The sequence below is a fragment of the Empedobacter sp. GD03861 genome (assembly GCF_029840885.1).
Taxonomy (GTDB): domain Bacteria; phylum Bacteroidota; class Bacteroidia; order Flavobacteriales; family Weeksellaceae; genus Empedobacter; species Empedobacter falsenii_B.
On the sequence record NZ_JAOCDJ010000020.1, the window covers coordinates 1 to 19,314 of the forward strand.

The 19,314-nt window shown below is 30.5% G+C and carries 16 protein-coding genes, 1 tRNA gene and 1 riboswitch; of the genes, 11 read left to right on the top strand and 6 right to left on the bottom strand.

Features of this window, described 5'->3' with window-relative positions; genetic code table 11:
* Nucleotides 1–358 precede the first annotated feature (358 nt).
* The 4 genes from N5D03_RS09970 (at nt 359) to N5D03_RS09985 (ending at nt 2,727) form a co-directional block, all read left to right on the top strand.
* Complete coding sequence (locus N5D03_RS09970) at nt 359–814, top strand: hypothetical protein (protein ID WP_125350131.1); 456 nt, start codon at nt 359–361, stop codon at nt 812–814.
* A gap of 87 nt (nt 815–901) precedes the next feature.
* A riboswitch (TPP riboswitch) is annotated at nt 902–1,005 on the top strand.
* A 25-nt stretch (nt 1,006–1,030) separates the two neighbouring features.
* A complete protein-coding gene (pnuC, locus tag N5D03_RS09975; RefSeq protein ID WP_125350155.1) occupies nt 1,031–1,618 on the top strand; it encodes a nicotinamide riboside transporter PnuC in 588 nt (195 codons plus the stop codon).
* Nucleotides 1,602–2,627, top strand: coding sequence for a hypothetical protein (locus tag N5D03_RS09980; protein WP_185144185.1), 1,026 nt, complete (start codon nt 1,602–1,604; stop codon nt 2,625–2,627). The genes pnuC and N5D03_RS09980 overlap by 17 nt, the downstream gene beginning before the upstream one ends.
* Before the next feature lie 28 nt (nt 2,628–2,655).
* Nucleotides 2,656–2,727: transfer RNA gene (locus N5D03_RS09985), tRNA-Arg, on the top strand.
* Nucleotides 2,728–3,023: 296 nt separating this feature from the next.
* Here the strand turns inward: N5D03_RS09985 and N5D03_RS09990 are convergent.
* Nucleotides 3,024–3,254: a helix-turn-helix transcriptional regulator gene (locus N5D03_RS09990; protein WP_125350133.1), complete on the bottom strand. Its 231-nt coding sequence runs from the start codon at nt 3,252–3,254 to the stop codon at nt 3,024–3,026.
* Between the two features lie 150 nt (nt 3,255–3,404).
* Here N5D03_RS09990 and N5D03_RS09995 point away from each other — a divergent pair, with 150 nt between their 5' ends.
* From N5D03_RS09995 to N5D03_RS10025, 7 genes are all read left to right on the top strand, one after another.
* The gene (locus N5D03_RS09995; protein WP_125350134.1) at nt 3,405–3,782 is read left to right on the top strand and encodes a hypothetical protein; all 378 of its coding nucleotides are present in this window, start codon (nt 3,405–3,407) and stop codon (nt 3,780–3,782) included.
* An 86-nt stretch (nt 3,783–3,868) separates the two neighbouring features.
* Nucleotides 3,869–4,186, top strand: coding sequence for a hypothetical protein (locus tag N5D03_RS10000; protein WP_125350135.1), 318 nt, complete (start codon nt 3,869–3,871; stop codon nt 4,184–4,186).
* Complete coding sequence (locus N5D03_RS10005; RefSeq protein ID WP_125350136.1) at nt 4,183–4,680, top strand: hypothetical protein; 498 nt, start codon at nt 4,183–4,185, stop codon at nt 4,678–4,680. The genes N5D03_RS10000 and N5D03_RS10005 overlap by 4 nt, the downstream gene beginning before the upstream one ends.
* A 248-nt stretch (nt 4,681–4,928) precedes the next feature.
* Nucleotides 4,929–5,696 (top strand): TSUP family transporter, encoded by a 768-nt coding sequence (locus N5D03_RS10010; protein WP_125350137.1) that lies wholly within the window; start codon nt 4,929–4,931, stop codon nt 5,694–5,696.
* Nucleotides 5,697–6,488 carry a hypothetical protein gene (locus tag N5D03_RS10015; RefSeq protein WP_125350138.1) on the top strand — a complete coding sequence of 264 codons (792 nt, stop codon included), beginning with the start codon at nt 5,697–5,699 and terminating at the stop codon, nt 6,486–6,488.
* Nucleotides 6,489–6,678: 190 nt separating this feature from the next.
* The gene (locus N5D03_RS10020; protein ID WP_038333632.1) at nt 6,679–7,293 is read left to right on the top strand and encodes a deoxynucleoside kinase; all 615 of its coding nucleotides are present in this window, start codon (nt 6,679–6,681) and stop codon (nt 7,291–7,293) included.
* Between the two features lie 71 nt (nt 7,294–7,364).
* Nucleotides 7,365–8,318: an EamA family transporter gene (locus tag N5D03_RS10025; protein WP_125350139.1), complete on the top strand. Its 954-nt coding sequence runs from the start codon at nt 7,365–7,367 to the stop codon at nt 8,316–8,318.
* A gap of 96 nt (nt 8,319–8,414) precedes the next feature.
* On the opposite strand, the gene N5D03_RS10030 is transcribed toward N5D03_RS10025, so the two are convergent.
* The 5 genes from N5D03_RS10030 to N5D03_RS10050 form a co-directional block, all read right to left on the bottom strand.
* On the bottom strand, nt 8,415–9,683 hold the full coding sequence (locus N5D03_RS10030; protein ID WP_125350140.1) for an ectonucleotide pyrophosphatase/phosphodiesterase: 1,269 nt from the start codon (nt 9,681–9,683) through the stop codon (nt 8,415–8,417).
* Between the two features lie 76 nt (nt 9,684–9,759).
* On the bottom strand, nt 9,760–10,860 hold the full coding sequence (locus tag N5D03_RS10035) for a serine hydrolase (protein ID WP_280051534.1): 1,101 nt from the start codon (nt 10,858–10,860) through the stop codon (nt 9,760–9,762).
* A gap of 303 nt (nt 10,861–11,163) precedes the next feature.
* Nucleotides 11,164–17,223 (bottom strand): alpha-2-macroglobulin family protein, encoded by a 6,060-nt coding sequence (locus tag N5D03_RS10040; protein WP_280051535.1) that lies wholly within the window; start codon nt 17,221–17,223, stop codon nt 11,164–11,166.
* 151 nt (nt 17,224–17,374) lie between these two features.
* The gene (locus N5D03_RS10045) at nt 17,375–17,887 is read right to left on the bottom strand and encodes a hypothetical protein (RefSeq protein ID WP_038333549.1); all 513 of its coding nucleotides are present in this window, start codon (nt 17,885–17,887) and stop codon (nt 17,375–17,377) included.
* A 3-nt stretch (nt 17,888–17,890) separates the two neighbouring features.
* Entirely contained in the window at nt 17,891–19,312 is a 1,422-nt protein-coding gene (locus N5D03_RS10050; RefSeq protein WP_280051537.1) for an HD domain-containing protein, read from the bottom strand.
* Between the last annotated feature and the right edge of the window lie 2 nt (nt 19,313–19,314).

Sequence of the window (19,314 nt, forward strand, 5' to 3'; positions counted from 1 at the left end):
TAATTTACATTTTTCTTATACGATATTCATTAAAAATGATAATTAATTCATTGAAAATTTTTACATAAACTTTCTTAAAATGAAATCAGATAACTAAACTCAAAAAACAATTGGACTTTTATGGGAAGTCTATGAAAAGAAGCAAATTCTAGAAAGATTTCAAAGAACTTAATTAAAATGACAACCGAAGGATATACCCTTAAAGTTATTAAGATTGGACAATTAGAACTCTATAACCACAACAAGTTTCATTCAGAATTTTGTAGACGCTTATATAAAAAGGCTTGAACAATTAACAAAATAAATCTTGAATTTTATTGATTATTATTATACGACTAACTAACTTCACAGAAAAAATATGTTTTTAAATTTTGAAGATAAAGCCAGTCTTATTTCTAAACTAAAAAGTTTAAAAGTAGATCAACAGCCAGAATGGGGAATTATGACACCTCAACACATGGTTGAACATTTGATTGTAACCACTAAAATTTCAAATGGAGGTTTAACAGTACCTTGTCGAATTCCTGCAGAGCAAATACCCCAATACAAATCCTTTTTATTAGAATCTGATCATGAAATGCAAAAGGGGATAAAAGCAAATGGAATGGAAGGTTTACTAGATTTACGTTACCATTCTTTAGAAGCTGCAATAGAAAAATTAGAACAAGAAATTGATAAATTCAATTCATATTTCACAGAAAATCCTGATGCTAAAATTGTCAATCCTGTTTTAAATGATATTGGATACGAAGATTGGAAAATATTTCATAAAAAACATTTTACACATCATTTCAAGCAATTTGGTTTGATATAAAAAATACAATAATCAAAAAAGCTTTCTCAGAACTGAGAAAGCTTTTTTGATTATTAATTAGGAAAACTCATCAAAACTTTTCATCTTTGTCTTTCAATGGGGTGCTAAAAAGCTGAGAATATACCCAAGAACAATTTTGTTCTATACCTGATCCAGATAATGCTGGCGGAGGAATTGATGTTAGCAATAACTTCTATCTCCTCATCAAAACAAATTATGATGAAGGAAATTATTTTACACACAACTTGGCTTGAATGGCTAGGTGTCACATTTTCTATTTTTCAAGTCGTATTGGCGAGATTCAATAATCCAAAAAATTATTTATTTGGAATTGCAGGAATTACATTATCGCTTTTCGTTATGTTCAATTCTAAGCTATATGCCGAGTTCACTCTTAATATTTATTATTTAGTGATGAGTATTTATGGTTGGTTATATTGGCAATTTGGACAACAAAAACACGAAATTGAAATTACGATAACCAACAAAAAAGAATGGGGAGTTGTCACAGGAATTGTTTTAAGTAGTTTTACTATTTTTTATTTAGCACTTACACATATCACCGATTCTGACGTTCCAATTTGGGATTCAATCGTAAGCGCATTTGCATGGGCTGGTATGTGGTTAATGGCAAAACGTAAACTCGAAAATTGGATTTTGTTGAATATTAGTAACATTATTTCAATTCCATTAATGATTCACAAAGATTTGTATTTATATGCTATTTTATCGTTGATTTTATTCTGTGTGGCGATTTCTGGATATTTTAATTGGAGAAAAATTTTGAATGAAAATAATGCTTGATATTCCCAAACTTCAAAAAGAATTATTGAATAAAGAATCCTTTAATCAAGTAGTTCTCGATCATATTTATACTCAAAATTGGTTGAATATTTGGGTTCCGAAACAATACAATGGACTTGGCTTACATTTTTCTGAAGGATTAAAAATTCTTCAATCAGTTGCTAAAATTGACGGAAGTTTAGGTTGGTTTATAACGCTTTGTAGTGGAGCAAATTATTTTTCTCGAAATCTAAAACCCGATATTGTTTATAATTTATTTTCATCACAAAAAACGTGTTTTGGTGGAAGCGGAATGCTTGGTGGAACTGCTGAAAAAGTTGGAGATAAATATATCATAAACGGTTTGTGGCATTATGCAACTGGCGCTCCTTACCTCACTCATTTTACATTAAATGCGAAAATAATCGAAGATGGAAAAGAGAAATTGGATAAAAATGGTGAACCAAAGTTTTTGTCATTTATTTTAAATAAATCTCAAGTTAAATTAATTTCAACTTGGAAATCAATGGGAATGGTTGCTACATCTTCTCATAGTTTTGAAGTAGAAAATGAAATCGTTCATCAAGATTATAGTTTTATTTATAATGAATTTTATAGTGATGATTTGGTCGAAAAAATACCTTTCCGAATTTTTGCTGATTTAACTTTATTGGTAAATTATCTTGGAATGGCAGAACATTTTATCGAAAAAAGTTTAGAGATTATTCAATACCAAAAACAAACTAATTTTGATAATTTCGTTATTAAATCAACTTCGAAAACTATTGAATTTGCTAAAACAATAGAAAATTTATTGACAAATAATTCTCCTATTTCAGAAGAAATCGAAACTGAAATTCATTCATTTGGAATAGAAACTGTTGAGAAAATCACTCAATTTATCATTGAAATTTATCCACAACTTGGGATTAAAGCTTCAAAAATAAATGAAGAAATCAATCAAATTTTCAGAGATTATTTTACCGCAACCCAACACCGAAATTTTAGACAAAATATTCAACTCAAATAGTCTATTTATCTATATTTGCAAAACTTTTGGCTGCGTAATTTAATGGATAGAATATCAGATTCCGGTTCTGACAGTATGAGTTCGAGTCTCATCGTGGTCACAAAATAAAATTACAAAACCTTGGTATACAATTTTATAATAAATAAACTCTACATTTTTGTTACCTAAAACGTACCCTAAAATAGAATTTAACAAAAATTAAAGCTATTTTAATCTAATTGTATTCAATTTTTATCAAAGCAAACTTATAGGGGGAATATCAAAAAAATATTCTACACAACCACAGGAATCTATATAGTAGGGTGCGTGTTTTTAGGGTAAATTTGAGAACGATATATAAAAAGGATATAGTTTTTATAAAAGAAACTGATAAGGTTATCAATAATAAAAGCAATACTAGACAGAAGCCTCTGTAATTAAATCAACAACTTTTACTTCTAAAACGTCAGCAATTCTTTTTAAAGTTAAGATTGACGTTGAAATCTCAGCACGTTCTATTCTCCCAATTTGATTTTTTGATAAATCGCACTCGGTAGCAAGTTGAAACTGTGAAAGCCCACATTCTTCTCGTATTATACGAATTTTAGTACCAATAAGTTGAAGATATTTTTTATCTGCTGAATTCACATTTTAAAATTCATCAGATTATTTTTTACTATTGGACACTTATTTGGGGTATTTTTAATTATGTTTGCAATATTAAATTTTATCGTTTTATGGTTTTACGTAAAATCACGAAGGATTGAATCAATAAATTAGCAAAAAAAAAGCAACTATATGAATGACGAAAAAATACGTTATATGTTATCTACCGAATTCATTTCTTGGCAAAAATCTGAATATGATTTAACAGCCGAACCTGTTATCATTAAATATCAAGATTTTATTATAAAATTAATAAAAGATGGAGATATGAAAATATTTAAATATCTTGACCAAGAGACTAAATCAATGTCAAAAATTGATAGTGTATCTAAAATGGACCCTATTATCTACCAATTATACAAACTAGATTTCGGTGAACCTGAATTAGCAATAGATGATAAATATATAAAAACATCAAAAGAACAAATAATTGCACAACTTTTTTCTCCAAGAGTTGTCCTAACATGTGTTGTATATGTTAATAGTAATAAAAAAATAATAATGCAATAGAACGCAATAATCCAGGTGGTTGCTTATCTGTAATAATTGCGTTTGTTTTTGTCTTGTCTTATATAATTTATACAATATATTAAATTATGCTTTTTTTACATAAAAACCCTAACTCATTTGGAGGTTTTGTTTTAGAAATTGAAATTGACACACTTTTTAAAATATTTATTAATCAAGCAAATGAAAATTTTGTTGTTGATTTCAAAGAACATCAATGGATTGGAAAAAAGACTCATTTTTCATTCATAAGTAACAAATCAATTGAAGAAACGATTTTGGAAGCATTTGATAAAGCTTTTATTTTTTTTCAACTTCATCCAAATTATAATTGGAGTGAATGGCAAAAAGAATTAAAAGTTAATCAAGCTTTTAGAGAATTAACCAAATTAATTAACAATTTATGATTATACTTATTCTTATTTTTATAGCAGTTATTATTATTTTAGTTGTAAAATCAAATAATTCTGACAAAAGTTATACATATAACACTTCAAACTCATCAAGCAAGATTAATACAGCTATAGGATTTAAAAATGCATGCAATTATTTGGATAAAGCACACTCAATTTTAAATAAACTAGACAAAAATAGATTTGAAATTTCTAATGATGAATATAAAAATGAATATTATTATGCGGCTTATATGTATCAATTAGGGTTTGTTTATAAAGTTTCTTTATTGGGTTATCCTATAACAACTAAAATTTTAGCACCTAATATCGGATTACAAAGAGTTACTATTGATGAAGCAACTTCAATATCTAAAATGGAGTTTATCAGAATTTCAGAAAATTATAAATATAAAAACAATATGCAATCAGATTTATTTGATAACATAATGAATCCAGAGTTTATGATTGATTTTGAACAAAAACTACCTTTACATAAGAGAATTTAACAAAAAGCCAAGTTAGTTTAAACTTGGCTTATTTTGTTGCACGTTTTCGATACATATTATATCTCGAAATTGTTCACGAAGGGCAGGAAAACTATAGAAATCATCACGTATCAAGTCGTTGTATTTCCACAGTAGTGCTTCACGAATGTCACGTTTTATAGAATCGTAGCCCGTATTCTGGTCACTATTCTCAATAATTCCTTCATTATTTATTATTTCTCTTATACATTTGCCAAAATTTTTCAGTTTTGGAAATCGAGATTTTATTCTATTTATGCATGGCAGCTTTTTGCGCTGGCTTCATCGACTCTATTGTTGGTGGTGGTGGATTAATACAAACGCCATTATCACTTGCTTTTTTACCTAATTTACCTGTTTCAACAGTAATCGGAACGCTAAAAATTCCAGCATTTAGTGGAACAGCTTTAGCAACTTCACAATATCTAAAAAAGGTAAAAATAGATTGGAAACTTTTCACGATTATGGCTATATGCGCATTTGTTTCTGCTTTTTTAGGATCACAATTGTTAACGGTTATCAATAATGATTTTATGAAGCCTGTTTTGTTAATCATTTTGATTGTTTTAGCCATTTACACTATTTTCAAGAAAGATTTTGGACAAGCAACCGAGCGTAAAATTCCTTACCACATTGCGATTATCAATGGTTGTATTGTGAGTATTGCAGTTGGTTTTTACGATGGTTTTATTGGTCCTGCAACTGGAACTTTCTTTATTTTGGGATTCGTAACACTTCTTGGTATGGATTTTTTGAAAGCTAATACTAATGCAAAACTGATCAATTTAGCAACTAATTTTGGTTCGATTTGTTTGTTTTTAATCAAAGGGCAAATTATCTGGAAAATAGCTTTACCAATGGCTATTTGCAACGCTTTAGGAGGTTTTATTGGAGCAAAATTAGCCATCAACAAAGGGAATAAATTTATTCGATACATATTTATTTTGGTAATCCTACTCTCAATTTGTAGATTTGGTTATGAAGTAATTTTCAAGTAAATGAAAACCATTTTTTCAATTATTTTTGTTTCTGCATTTATCACTGTTTTTTCTCAAAAGTTTGAGTTAAAAGATTCAGTTTTGATTGAAAATAGGACAATCAAATCAATTGATACTGATCTAAATAATTCGATTTATTTGATTTCAGATACTAGAATTGAAAAAATATTTCAGTCGAAAAAGAACAAAAGTATTGATCTCAAGAATATTATTACTTCAGTTGATGTCAATAATCCACTTCGAGCTTATGTATATTCAAATTTTAATCAACTCACTATTTTAGATGAAGATTTGAATCCTATTCAGGATATTGTAAAGATTAAATCAAACGATTTTATGCCAGCTGCATTAAAAGTTGTTGACACGCAATTTTGTTGGTTTTATGATTTAATCGGGAATAAAATTGTTTACTATAATTATCAGTTACAAAAACCAATTCTGACATCAAAACAAATTTATTTGAAGTATAATGATCAATCAATCGATAAAATACATGTGTACAAAAATTTGGTGTATTTAAAAGGTCAGAAAACAATTTATGTTTACGATGATTATGGAAATTTCAAATCTAATTTTGAATTTGACACCAATCAGCAACCTTTTTATTTTTATAAAGATGTTATTTTCTATATAAATGACAATAAGCTAATATCAAAAAATATTGTCAATCAAAATTTGACGACTTTTATTGATTTAGAAAATGTAAAAAGTTTTGCGTTTAGCGAAAAAAATCTTTATACTTTGGTCGAAAATAAAATTTACACTTATACTATTTTAAGTACAAATAATTAATAATAAACTATTTAATCAATTAAAACTAATTACTAATCCTTATTTATTTTTAATTTATAATTGAATAAAAATTCATAAATCAATCGGAATAATTTTTTTCTAAAAAAAGATTTTTCTATGAGTCGCTAGCTTAGATTTTGTTTTGAAAATTAAGCTTTAGTATATTTGCAAACGTTAAAATAATTGGAAAATGCATATCGCCATAGCCGGAAATATTGGAGCAGGTAAAACTACTCTAACAAACCTTTTAGCAAAACAATACAACTGGACAGCTCAGTTTGAAGATGTAGAAATGAATCCGTATTTGGATGATTTTTACAACGACATGGAAAAATGGGCGTTCAATCTTCAGATTTATTTCTTAGGAAGCCGTTTTAATCAAGTAAAAGAGATTAGAGAAAGCGGAAAAGACATTATTCAGGATCGTACAATTTACGAAGATGCGCATATTTTTGCGAGTAACTTGAACGATATGGGATTATTGTCTACAAGAGATTATAACAACTATTTGCGTGTTTTTAATTTGATGACAAGTTTTGTAGAAGCACCAGATTTATTGATTTATCTTAAAGCTTCAATTCCTACATTGGTTTCGCAAATTCAGAAACGCGGTCGCGATTACGAAAATTCAATTAGTATTGATTATTTGAATCGTCTAAACGAGAAATATGACAAGTGGATTTCGAATTATAAAGAAGGAAAAGTGTTGGTAATCGACGTGGATAATTTAGATTTTGTTGAAAATAAAGAAGATTTAGGATTCATTTTCAATAAAATAGAAGGAGAAATTAACGGACTTTTTTAGTCAGAAAAAATAAAGTAACTTGCACGGCTTGATTTTAAATTTAATCAGGCCGTTTTTTTGCGTAAAAAATTATGGAAAATAAAAGTATTTTGAAGGGAGTTTTGTTCGTTGCAATGGGCGCTAGCTTCTACGGAATGTTAGCAACATTTGTAAAAATTGCATACGATCAAGGCTATACGACTGCCGAGGTAACAACTTCTCAGTTTGTATTAGGAATTTTGATTTTGGGAATCATCAACTTATTTATGATGAGTAAAAAAGATTTACCAAAGATTGAACAAAAAGATAAAAAAAGGTTGATTCTTGCTGGAACTTCGTTAGGTTTCACAAGTTTATTTTACTATCTAGCGGTACAATATATCAATGTGTCAATCGCAATTGTATTGTTGATGCAAACGGTTTGGATTAGTATTTTGGTTGAGAGTATTTTGGGAAAACAATTTCCTTCTGCCAAAAAATTAATTGCAATGGTTTTGGTATTATTTGGAACTGTTTTGGCAACAAATTTAATCAACCAAGAAGTCGAGTTAAATCCTAAAGGATTGTTTTGGGGATTTTTAGCAGCTTGTTCTTTTACGGCTACCATGTTTACATCGAATAGTTTAGCCAATTATTTACCAGCTTATAAAAAAAGTTTGTGGATGCTTTTTGGAGGTTCTATTATTGTGTCTCTATTTTTGTTTTTTAGCCAAATCGGACCTTATTACTTTGATGGTTTAATGAGCTTTTACAACAACTTTTCAAATGATGTAAATGGAATTCATGCATTCAATTTTAGCATTTTTTATACTTGGGGATTACCGTTGGCAATTTTCGGAACTGTCTTACCTCCTATTCTTTTAAACAAAGGTTTTCCGCACACAGGATTAGGTTTGGGAAGTATTGTTTCTTCGTTAGAATTACCCGTTTCAGTAACCATGGCTTTTGTGCTTTTACATGAACAAGTACTCGCAATACAATGGACAGGAATCGCCGTTATTATTTTTGCTATTATTATATCAAATCTGAATTTTAAGAAAAAATAAATTCAAAATGACGAATTCTTATAAGTCAATGAAAATTCAATAACAAAAAAAGCCAACTCTTAATAAGTTGGCTTTGTATTTTGAGTAAAATCTAAATTATTTCACCAAAATTTTATTGGCTAATTGATTTGTTCCATCAATTTTTTCTTGAATTGGTAAACCTAATATCTTCGCAAGCATTGGATAGATTTCTGTATTTGGAAAAACTTTAATCTCTTTACCAGACTTAATATTTGGTCCCCAAGCCATAAAAGTCGCTTTCATTTCTGGCGTTTCTTTTACATAAAAACCATGCGAACCTTTCGGTGCATTTTTGTTTGAGAAATAGTTTGGAGCATGTGCAATCAAAATAATATCTCCAATACGATTGTATCGATCATTCTTTTTATCAAAATGATATTTAGATGGGACATTTGTTGTTTTATACACTTCGAACGTATTATTCTGAACTGCTTTTATTTCTTTGTAAATTGATTCGATATCATTTTTATCTTTTACAAAAAGACTTACATAAGAACCATTTGAAGCAACTTGTACTTTTGATTCATCAATTTTAATTGGCAATTTCAATGGATTTTCATCATCAATTCTTGTCATTCCATGATCAGAAACAAACACAAAATTCACTTTCAAACCTGTTTTTGCAACCTCATCATTCAATTTCTTGATTGATTGATCTACAAATTGTACAGCTTCCTTTGTTTCAGGTGCATCAGGACCAAAAGAATGCCCTGCGTGATCTACTTCCGGAAAATAAAACGTAATTAAATGTGGACGTTTTTCAGCTGGTAACTCCAACCAATTTACAACTTGCTGAATACGGTAATCAATTGGTGATTTTTCCGAATACTTGTACGAATACGTTGGGAACATACCATTAATAGGCGCTTCCGAACCTGGCCAATAGTAACAAGCAGCTAACATTTTGTTCTGTTCTGCAAGGTTCCAGATTGGCGTTCCTCCGTACCATTTCGGATTGATAACAGCATTTCTATTCCCCAACGAATAACGATCACCAACTTCTCTGTCTAACATATTATTTCCCACCAAACCATGATGAATAGGCGTTAAACCAGTTACAATTGTGTAGTGATTTGGAAATGTAACCGAAGGAAAAGACGGATACATAGCGTCAGCTTTCACTCCATTTTTAGCCAAAGCTAATAGATTTTTAGCTTCATGTTTTTGAGCATAATCATAACGAAAACCATCTACCGAAATCAAGATAACATAAGGTTTATCTTGTTGTTTGGCATCATTTACACGATTTTCGATTACGATTTGTTCTTCGATTTCTTGTGCATTTGCTGTAACTGAGAACGTTAAAACAATTGCAGAAAATATACTAAGTATTGATTTTTTCATGCCTCAAATTTAGAAAGTTTTATACTTAGAATGAATTAAAAAAATGTCAAATCTTATGAGAAAATTATTCAAAATTCTAACTCTTCTTCATCAACAACTTCTGAAATTCTTTTCCAATAAAAGGATTAATGATATGTTGAAACCCTTTTTGCAAGATAAAAACTGTAATTGTCGCATTAGTTTCTGGCGAATAAATCACATCTGTTCCCCACCAACCACCATGATAATAGGCATTGAATCCCATATCAAAATGATAAATTCCCAAACAATATTTCGATTGATCCGAAGGTAAAACATATGTTGACATCGAATCCAAAATTTGTTTATTCTGAATAATTTTCCCTTCAAACAAATACTGAAAAAACAACGCCGATTCTTTAGCCGTCGAACCTATTCCTCCACCTCCGTACAAATCCCAAGAAGGATTCAGATCATACGAATCCCAATTGTATTTATCTGCGTATTGATGAGCTAGCGGAAGCGTTTGTTGTGGATATTTTTCCAAATCGATAAACCACGTTTTTGTCAAACCTAATTCTTTATACTTTAACAAATCTCGAATTGCTTTATAAAAAGGTTGATGTGTTTTTTGCTCAATAATTTCTGCTAAAAGCAAATAATTGATATCGCCATAACTAAACTTTTCTCCAACTTTTTGTGGACTTCCAATTTCCATTGCACGTTTGATCTGTTCCGTCTTCGTCCATTTATATTGGGGACTTTGATTAACTAATTCAAAATACGCATCATCGACATAATCTTGTATCCCAGAAGTGTGTGACAATAAATGTTTGACTGTTATCGTATTCAAATCATAACCATCTTTTTCGAACAATTGACGAGTCTTCTTAGACAATAAATTCTTGATTGGTTGATTGATTGTAACTTGACCTTTTTCTACTAATCTTAAAATAGCAGCAGCTACATAAGGTTTGGTATTACTTGCGATTAAAACTGGTTGTTGATAATTTAAAACTTCATTCGTTTTGATATCCGAAACTCCTTTTGCATAACTCCACGAAATGTTTTGTTTTGGTGCTTCAACATGAACAATAATTCCGACAGCGTTTTTATTCTTCTCGTAAATCGAATCTATTTTAGATTGAAAAATGGTTTGCAGTTGCGCAAATCCGATAAAAGGAATGAGTACAATATTGAGTAGAAGTCTTTTCTTCATTTCATGTTATTTGATTTTAAAGATAAATAAAATCTTAAATTATACGTGATACACTGAACGTTTTAAGCTTTACGCAATAGGCTTTTAATTTTTTGTCACTAGAGCAGAAACTCGAGCCTTGTCAAGGTTTAAAACCTTGACAAGGCTAATTACTTTTTAAACTATACGAACACTCTTTTATTCTTTGCGGTTAATTAAACGTGATACGTTTTACGTAATGAGACCCTTAAACGAATTCAAGACAACAAAAAAAAAGAGCTAAGATTACTCTCAGCTCTTTTTAGATTTATTAATTTGAATTGATTATTTAATCTCAACACGAATTCCTTCGCTTTGCGCACTCAATTCTGGTGCATACATATTCTGCATCGATGTAATTCCGTTTGAGAAATTACCAGCATTATTCGCTTTCAAATCATATTCGAAAACGTAAGTTCCTTTTCTCATATAATCCGAAAAGAAATTGGTTGCTGCATCGCGCGTGCTTTCGTAATAACCAAATTCTCCTTTCCATTTGTAACCAGAAAGTGCATTCACAGGCTCGAAACCACTTGCACGCATATCTTTGATGTGTACAAATTGCATGTTACGATCAACCGAAATCTCTAAACGAACAGTTACAATATCACCAACTTTTATGGGCGTTGACGTTGTAATTTCTTTCAGAATTGGACCATTTGCAGAATTCGATTTAACAAACAATTTCTTATTGAACTTGATTCCTGTTTCAGCAGATTTTATTTTATCCAAATCTTCAAAATATTGCCAATACATTGCGCCCCAAGCAACACCTGGAGAAGTTTTTGAAACCTCAACTTTACCCATTTCAGGTTTTATTTCTTCTTTGTTCCAAGAAGTTTTTACATAACCTGAACCAGCTTGCGAATTTTTATCTAAATCAAATTTTTGGTTTCCAATCTTTACATCAATTCCTTTATCAGCATCTATCCAAGATTTACCGAAATTCATTAAAGCATAAACCGCTTTTGTCGTTGCTTTTGTTGAATTCCACTGATTTGTTTGACGATTTTTCAATAACCAAACTTTCATTTCTTCTACTGATTTTTCGTCTTTTGTAACTTCATCAAACGCTTCAATTAACAACGATTGTGTTTCTACAGGCGCTTGATACCAAAACCAACCCGGTTGATTTTCTTTCCAATACATTCCCATTTCATCTGATTCTACTGCTTTTTCTTTGATCGAATTCACGACAATTTTAGCAGCAGACTGCATTTGGAAACGATTCATCACAATTGCAGCCATTGCTTTTTGTTGCAACGATAAATCCAATTTTGTATCATTCAAATTCTTTAACATCGCCGTTTTCATTTCTTCCAACTCTTTCGACATCGGATAATCTTCTAAGAAGAAAGAACGCGCATATAAATAATGTAAACCGTCTGAATACGTAACATCCTTGAATGATTTTTGATCTTTTTTGAACTCTTTGAAACGTTTTAAATTCTCATCATCAATAAACTGAATCGCTTTTTTGATTAATGGATTCACATCTATTTCAAACGCTTTGAAATTCACATCCATTTTCTTCATATTTCCGAAACCAGAAACGATATGTGTTGTGATATATTCGTTTGGACGACCGCCATCAAACCAAGCGAAACCACCATTTGAGAGTTGTTTATCAGATAATTTTTGGAAAGCCGATTTCATTTCCGTTTGCATTTGATTCAATTGGAATAAAACCGCTATTTGTTTCATTTGCTCTTCTTCACTTTCAGCATTTTTCACCCAAGGCGTTTCCTCTAAAATGATATTCTTCAATTCTTGGTTCAATTGTAATTTCGATTTCAATTCACCTTTTTTGTTCCAATCATCAAAAACAGCTTTAATTTTTGGATTCGAATTAATCACTTTCTCCGAAATCATATTTCCATATAAACGCGAGAACACTTGCTCAGCACATTCGTAAGGATATTCGCGCAAATAAGGCAACGAGAAAATCGCATACCAAATCGGATTCGTTGTCATCTCAAACGTTAATTTGAAATTATCCAAAGAAGTCAATTTATTGTTCATCATATTCTCAAATTGGAACGATTTCTTTTGACCTTCTTTCACATAAATCGGCAACGTTTCTGTTACCATCATGCGATTTGTCAAAATTGGTAAAGCCGATTCTTCTCCATCAGAAAAATCTCCAGCCGAAGCCACCACACGATAAACAACCGCTTGTACATTTTTCGGAACATCAATTGTCCACGTCACTTGATCCGAACTTCCTTTCGCAACAGAGAAATCCTGAACTGCATTTATCAATTTGAATTGCGCATCAATTGGTTGATTGGTAAACGCATCAAACAACATCAATTTCGCAGAACCATTTAATACTTTATCTGATAAATTATTAATCTTAGATGAAACCGAAATTTGATCACCTTCTCGTAAAAAACGTGGCATATTTGGCACAACCATCAAGTCTTTTTGGGTGCGAACATTTTGCTCTAAATAACCTGTTTTAAGGTCTGGTGTATACGCAATCGCCATGAATTTCCACTCTGTTAAACTTTCTGGCGTTGTAAATTCTATAATTACATTTCCTTTTGAATCTGTTTTAAGATTTGGATAAAAGAACGCTGTTTCATTTAAATTTGTACGCGCTTTTACATTATCTAAAGCTGCGTTTGCTCCTTTTTTAGTTGTAATTACCACTACTCCATTTGCTCCTCTTGCACCATATAAAGCTGTTGCTTCTCCTCCTTTCAATATATTCATAGACTGAATATCATCTGGATTAAGTTCTGGCATTTTATCATATACGATTCCGTCTATAACATAAAGTGCAAGTGAATTATCTGCTAAATAGTAATTAGCATTACCTCTAATTACAGTTGGAGCTTCTCCTGAATTTGAAGATTTTGCTACATAAGCAACTTCAGCATCAGCAGTTTCTACTTGAATACCTGCAACACTTCCCGCTAACTCATTTTCTACATTTGCACTTGGCGCAGCTACCGATTTCATCATCCTACGATTCATACGATATTGGTTAAATCCAAAATCAAATAAATTAAGGTCTAATCCTGCATATCCTCTTGCATAAAAATCATAATTTGTACGATAATAAATTGCGCGTGAAGAATTTGTTGAATAAAATTGATAGAGATTAAATGGATTATTTCTTCTTGAATTCGTAAAATTATATACATTAAAATCTAAAGAATTCGACGCAAATTGATCCAACGAAGCATCATACATACTTGCTAAAACCTCAGCCGAAACTTTGTCTTTATTTGGTCCTTCAATTTTTAGTTGCCATTTTTCTTTTGCACCTGGCGTCAATTTATCACGTAAAACTTCAGCCGTCACTTTCAGTTGTTTATTTGTAAATGGAATTGCCAAATTAAGACTTCCTGTTTGCACATCATTGAATTTCGTCATCGCATAATTCACATAAATTCCGCCACGATATTCTTCTTTGATTGGAATTTCAACAACCGATTTCTTACTCAAATCTAAGAAACCTTTCTCAATAATTGTTTGATTTGCCTCTACTTCATAATAGACAAAGGTATTTTTAGAACCCGATTTGAATTCAATTTTTGCAACATCTTTTGGCTGATAAGTTGATTGATTTGGCGAAACTGCTAAAAGCGTTTTGATTTCGTTGGCTTTTTTTTCATTCGAAACATAAACCAATTTATCCACCTCAACTTTTTGAGTTCCATCCATCACAAAACCTTTGAAGACATAATAACCTTCTTCTAAATTTGACGCTTGATTGAATTTTATTTCATCTGAAACTTTTGTATCAAAATCACTTTCGAAAACCTTTTGATTAGTTGTCCATGTTTTAGGATTAATTTCATCACCATAAGGCTCATTTGGAAATATTTTTTTGAATTCTTCTTTCGAATAAATATTATAATCTGTTGTAAATTTTTGACGACGAACTATTTCTTTTGGTGCATTTAACGAATAAATTTCGACGTGTCCTTTTCCATCTAATTTTTCATCATTCAAGTTTTTCACTTCAATTTTGAAAGCTTTCAAATCATCTACTTTAGCTTTCTCAGAAATAGCAATATTTAACGATATTCTTGTGTCTCCAACTTTTACGGAAGAAGATTCTGATTGCGTTTCTCCATTGATATCCGTTGCATTTACTTCAATAAAATAATTGTAGGTTCTTACCTCATCTTTCTTTTTCTCCGAAGCTGGTTTTGCTACAAATTCAAAGTTAAATTTTCCTTCCGCATCTGTTGTTGTATCTCCAAACGTAATTTCTTCTCGTTCTCCACGACCTGCTGGAATTGAGCGATACCAAGGCCAAAATGTAAAAATTTCTTGACGATAAACACGATACGAAACTTTAGCATTATCGATATTAGCACCAGAAAAAGCAATCGCCTTTCCTTCTACTTTTACCTTGTCGTTTAAACTATAAACACCTTTATTTTTCTCTATTTCTACTTTGAATTTTGGACGTTTATATTCTTCCACTTTGAATGAATAATAACCGTCTTCATTAATAGCTCTGATCGAAAAGTTACCTGTTAAAGCAGAACTTGGCAAAATAAAACTTCCATTTACAGATCCAAATTCATTAGTTGTTAAATCTATTTTAGAAAGCTCTTTATTGTTAACATCATATAAAGCAATCGTCAATTTAGAATTTGGAATGATATTTCGAGTTTTATCTTTCGATAAATAATAAATTCCTTTGAAATAAACCGTTTGTCCAGGACGATAAATCGCACGATCTGTGAAAATCTTGACAGAAGAATCATCATCTTCATCATCACGATCATAATCGTAGTAATACGTTGAATAAATAGTATGTTCGTCTTTCACACGATATTGAAGATTTCTCCAGCCCGAAGGAATTGTTATTATTCCATCTTTATCCGATGTTAAAGTTTTTGTTTCCTTTTTATTATAATTTGTCAAATTAGAAAACTCAACCGCAACATTACTTTCTGGTTTTCCAGTTTCACGATTCACAACCGACAATTTATCATTTAAAGAATTTATCGCATATTTCGAAACCATTACATCTAAATAATCAATATCGTCTTTTGTGTTGATTCTGAATTCAGAATTATTCGAAAAAAGGACAATATAACGACCAGATTTTAGTGGATTTAATTTAACAATTGTCGAATGATTTTGATAATCTTCAAACGATTTAACATCAATTGCATATTGATCAACAACCTTTAAACTATTCAGAAATTTTTGAGCTTCTGCAATTTTATTTTCGTTGTAAACATTTAACGCTTGTACTTTATCTTTTCCATCAAAACCTTCATTATAAGCGAAAATTCTCACAAAAACTTGCGACAAATTTTTATGCGTTAATTGAATTGGTGTATTCTGATTTTCATTAATATATCGCTCTGCTTGTACACTTAATTCTTGCGATTTTATCTTCGAAACTAAATTATTTATATTCTCTAATTCCTCCGAATTTGGATAAAGCTTCGCAACTTTTTGTTGTAGTTCAAAAATCTTATTTACGTTCGCCAATTTATCTTCTTGCAAACCATAATAATCTGTCGCTAAAGTTGCATACACATAAGACGAATACCAGGCTTTTGGATATTTTGTTGCTAAAGATTCTTTTTGTTTAATAATTTCTTGAACCGAAGTCGAACCGCGGTTTGAATCAATTAAAATCAATTCATTGTACAAAACAGCATTTTCGTTATTCTTTTGTTTATTAATCTCAACTAAATCAGAAAGCAATTGATTTGCTTTATCTTTTTCATCATTCTCATTCAGATAATTGATATAATTTCTTGCTAAAACATCATACAAAGTTGGCGTTAAATCCAATTGTTGTTGCGCATTTTTCTTATCCTCAGCAAGATTCAAAATCATTTTATAATCTTGAGATTTTGCATTTATTAATTCATTTTTTGGTTGAATTGATTTCGAAAAATAATCATTAATTGTTTTCTTAAAAGTATCTTCTGTCCAAAATCTCACATCATTTGTAGCTTGATTTTCGACATTTGTACGACTATTGATTTTCCAACGATTTTCGTTGTAATACAATTGATATAACTCAGCTAAATATGAATAAACAATCGCATTATTTACAATTGATTTTTCATCTAAATCCTTTTTAAACAAATCAAAAACGAAGTTTACATCATCTGTTTCATCAGAAGTTGCGACTTTTATTTTTGCTTCATAAAACAAAGCTTTCAGATAACTTTGTTGATTATTTTGCTTTCTTGATAAAGCTTTTAGTTCATCAATTTTTGGTTGGATTGATTTGAATTGACCATTTTGCATTTGTTGGTCAATTTCTTTCCACTTTTGATCAATCGTTGGGGATTGAGCCATAAGCATCGAATTGGTTAAAATTAATAATAAAAACAGTAGCTGTTTCATAGATTCTTTCTTTTATCAGTAGATGCAAGTTACGGAAAAAAGGTTGGTTGCGGAAATGAAATAATTATCAAATGATTGATATATAGCACAAAAAAAAATCTGAATGTTCCCATTCAGATTTTTTGATATATAAGTTGATTAGTTGTAGTTTTTATAAATCGTCTACGTCTAAATCTTCGTCGATTTGTAAATCATTTAATTCAGCATCTTCTGCAAAATCAATATCTTCTTCATCGTCTAAATCAACCATCATGTCTTTTTTAGGCGCTTTAAGAGGCATTGAACCGAAACGGTAAACCGTTAATGGATAATTAAGAACAGCTGGTTTATCTTCTACAGAAATTAATTCAGCCACAAATGTCCACATTTCCATAAAATCATATACAAAAGCCATACGATCTCCTTGATTAGCAAAAGCTTCTTTGATATAAAAATCAGCCATTGTTTCATCAGTTCCATCATCAGACATATCCTCTAAAGGAATTTCTTTTGTTTGGTTTCCATCTTCATCTACTTCATAGAACGATGCCAACTCCTCACCTTGTAAACTAAAAGCACTAATAATACCTTTGTACAATGTGAATAATGTTTGCTTCTCTTTAATTTCTATGTCTCTAAAAACATCCTCTTTTGCATCAAGGAATACACGAATTTTATATATCACTTTCTAAATATTTTTCGGTTCCAAATTTAAATCTTTTCCCATATTAATTACAAATTCTAATGCAGAATTATAATTATTTTCTACTTCGCCTTCTAAAATTGCTTCTTTGATGGCATTTTTTAAGATTCCAATCTCTTTTCCTGGCTGAATATCAAATATTTTCATTATTTGTTCACCTGTAATTGGTGGTTGAAAATTACGTACTTTATCACGTTCTTCAACATCTTTTATTTTTTGTTCTACAACTTCAAAATTTTGTTTGAAACGTTTTTGTTTACGTTCATTTTTTGTTGTAATATCAGCTTTGCAAAGCGTAATTAAATCGTCGAAATCTTCTCCAGCATCAAACAATAATCTACGTAATGCCGAATCTGTAGCATCGTCTGTTACAACAGCAATTGGTCGAGAACTCATCATGACTAACTTCTGAACATATTTTACTTGCGGTCCTAATGGTAATTTTAATCGTCTGAACAATTTTAATACCATTTTTGATCCAACAAATTCATGCGAATGAAATGTCCAACCTACATTTTTATCAAAACGTTTTGTTACAGCTTTTCCAATATCATGCAACAACGCTGCCCAACGTAACCAAACATTATCTGTGTTGACAGAAATATTATCAACGACTTCTAACGTATGATAAAAATTATCTTTATGTTTCTGACCTTCAACCTCTTCGATTCCTTTTAACGCAACCAATTCTGGTAAAATATGTTGCATTAATCCTGATTGTTCCAACAACAATAATCCGACCGAAGGTTTGTCAGTCATCATAATTTTCTGAAACTCATCCATTACGCGTTCAAAAGATACGATATTAATACGTTCTGCATTATCAATTATTGCCTGAAAAGATTTTTTTTCTATTTCAAAATCCAATTGAGCTGCAAAACGAATCGCACGCATCATGCGTAAAGGATCATCAGAATAGGTAACATTCGGCTCTAATGGTGTTTTGATAATTTTATTATTCAAATCTTCAACTCCATTAAAAGGATCAATTAATTCACCAAAATTCTCTTTATTCATCGAAATTGCCAATGTATTGATCGTAAAATCACGACGTTTTTGGTCGTCTTCCAACGTTCCGTCTTCAACATGTGGTTTTCGACTGTCTTCTGAATAACTTTCTTTTCGCGCACCTACAAACTCCAAATCTGTGTCTTTATATTTGAACATTGCTGTTCCAAAACGTTTAAAAACTGAAACTTGTGATGTATGTCCTAATTTATTAGCCAATTCTTTTGCTAACAAAATACCATTGCCAACAGTTACAAAATCAATATCTTTTTTTTGTTCTCTTCCTAATAAATAATCGCGTACAAAACCACCAACTACATAAGTTTCCTGATTAATTTGATCAGCAACCTCGCAGACGTTATTAAATAATGGTAATGTTACAGCTTCTTGGATTTTCATTT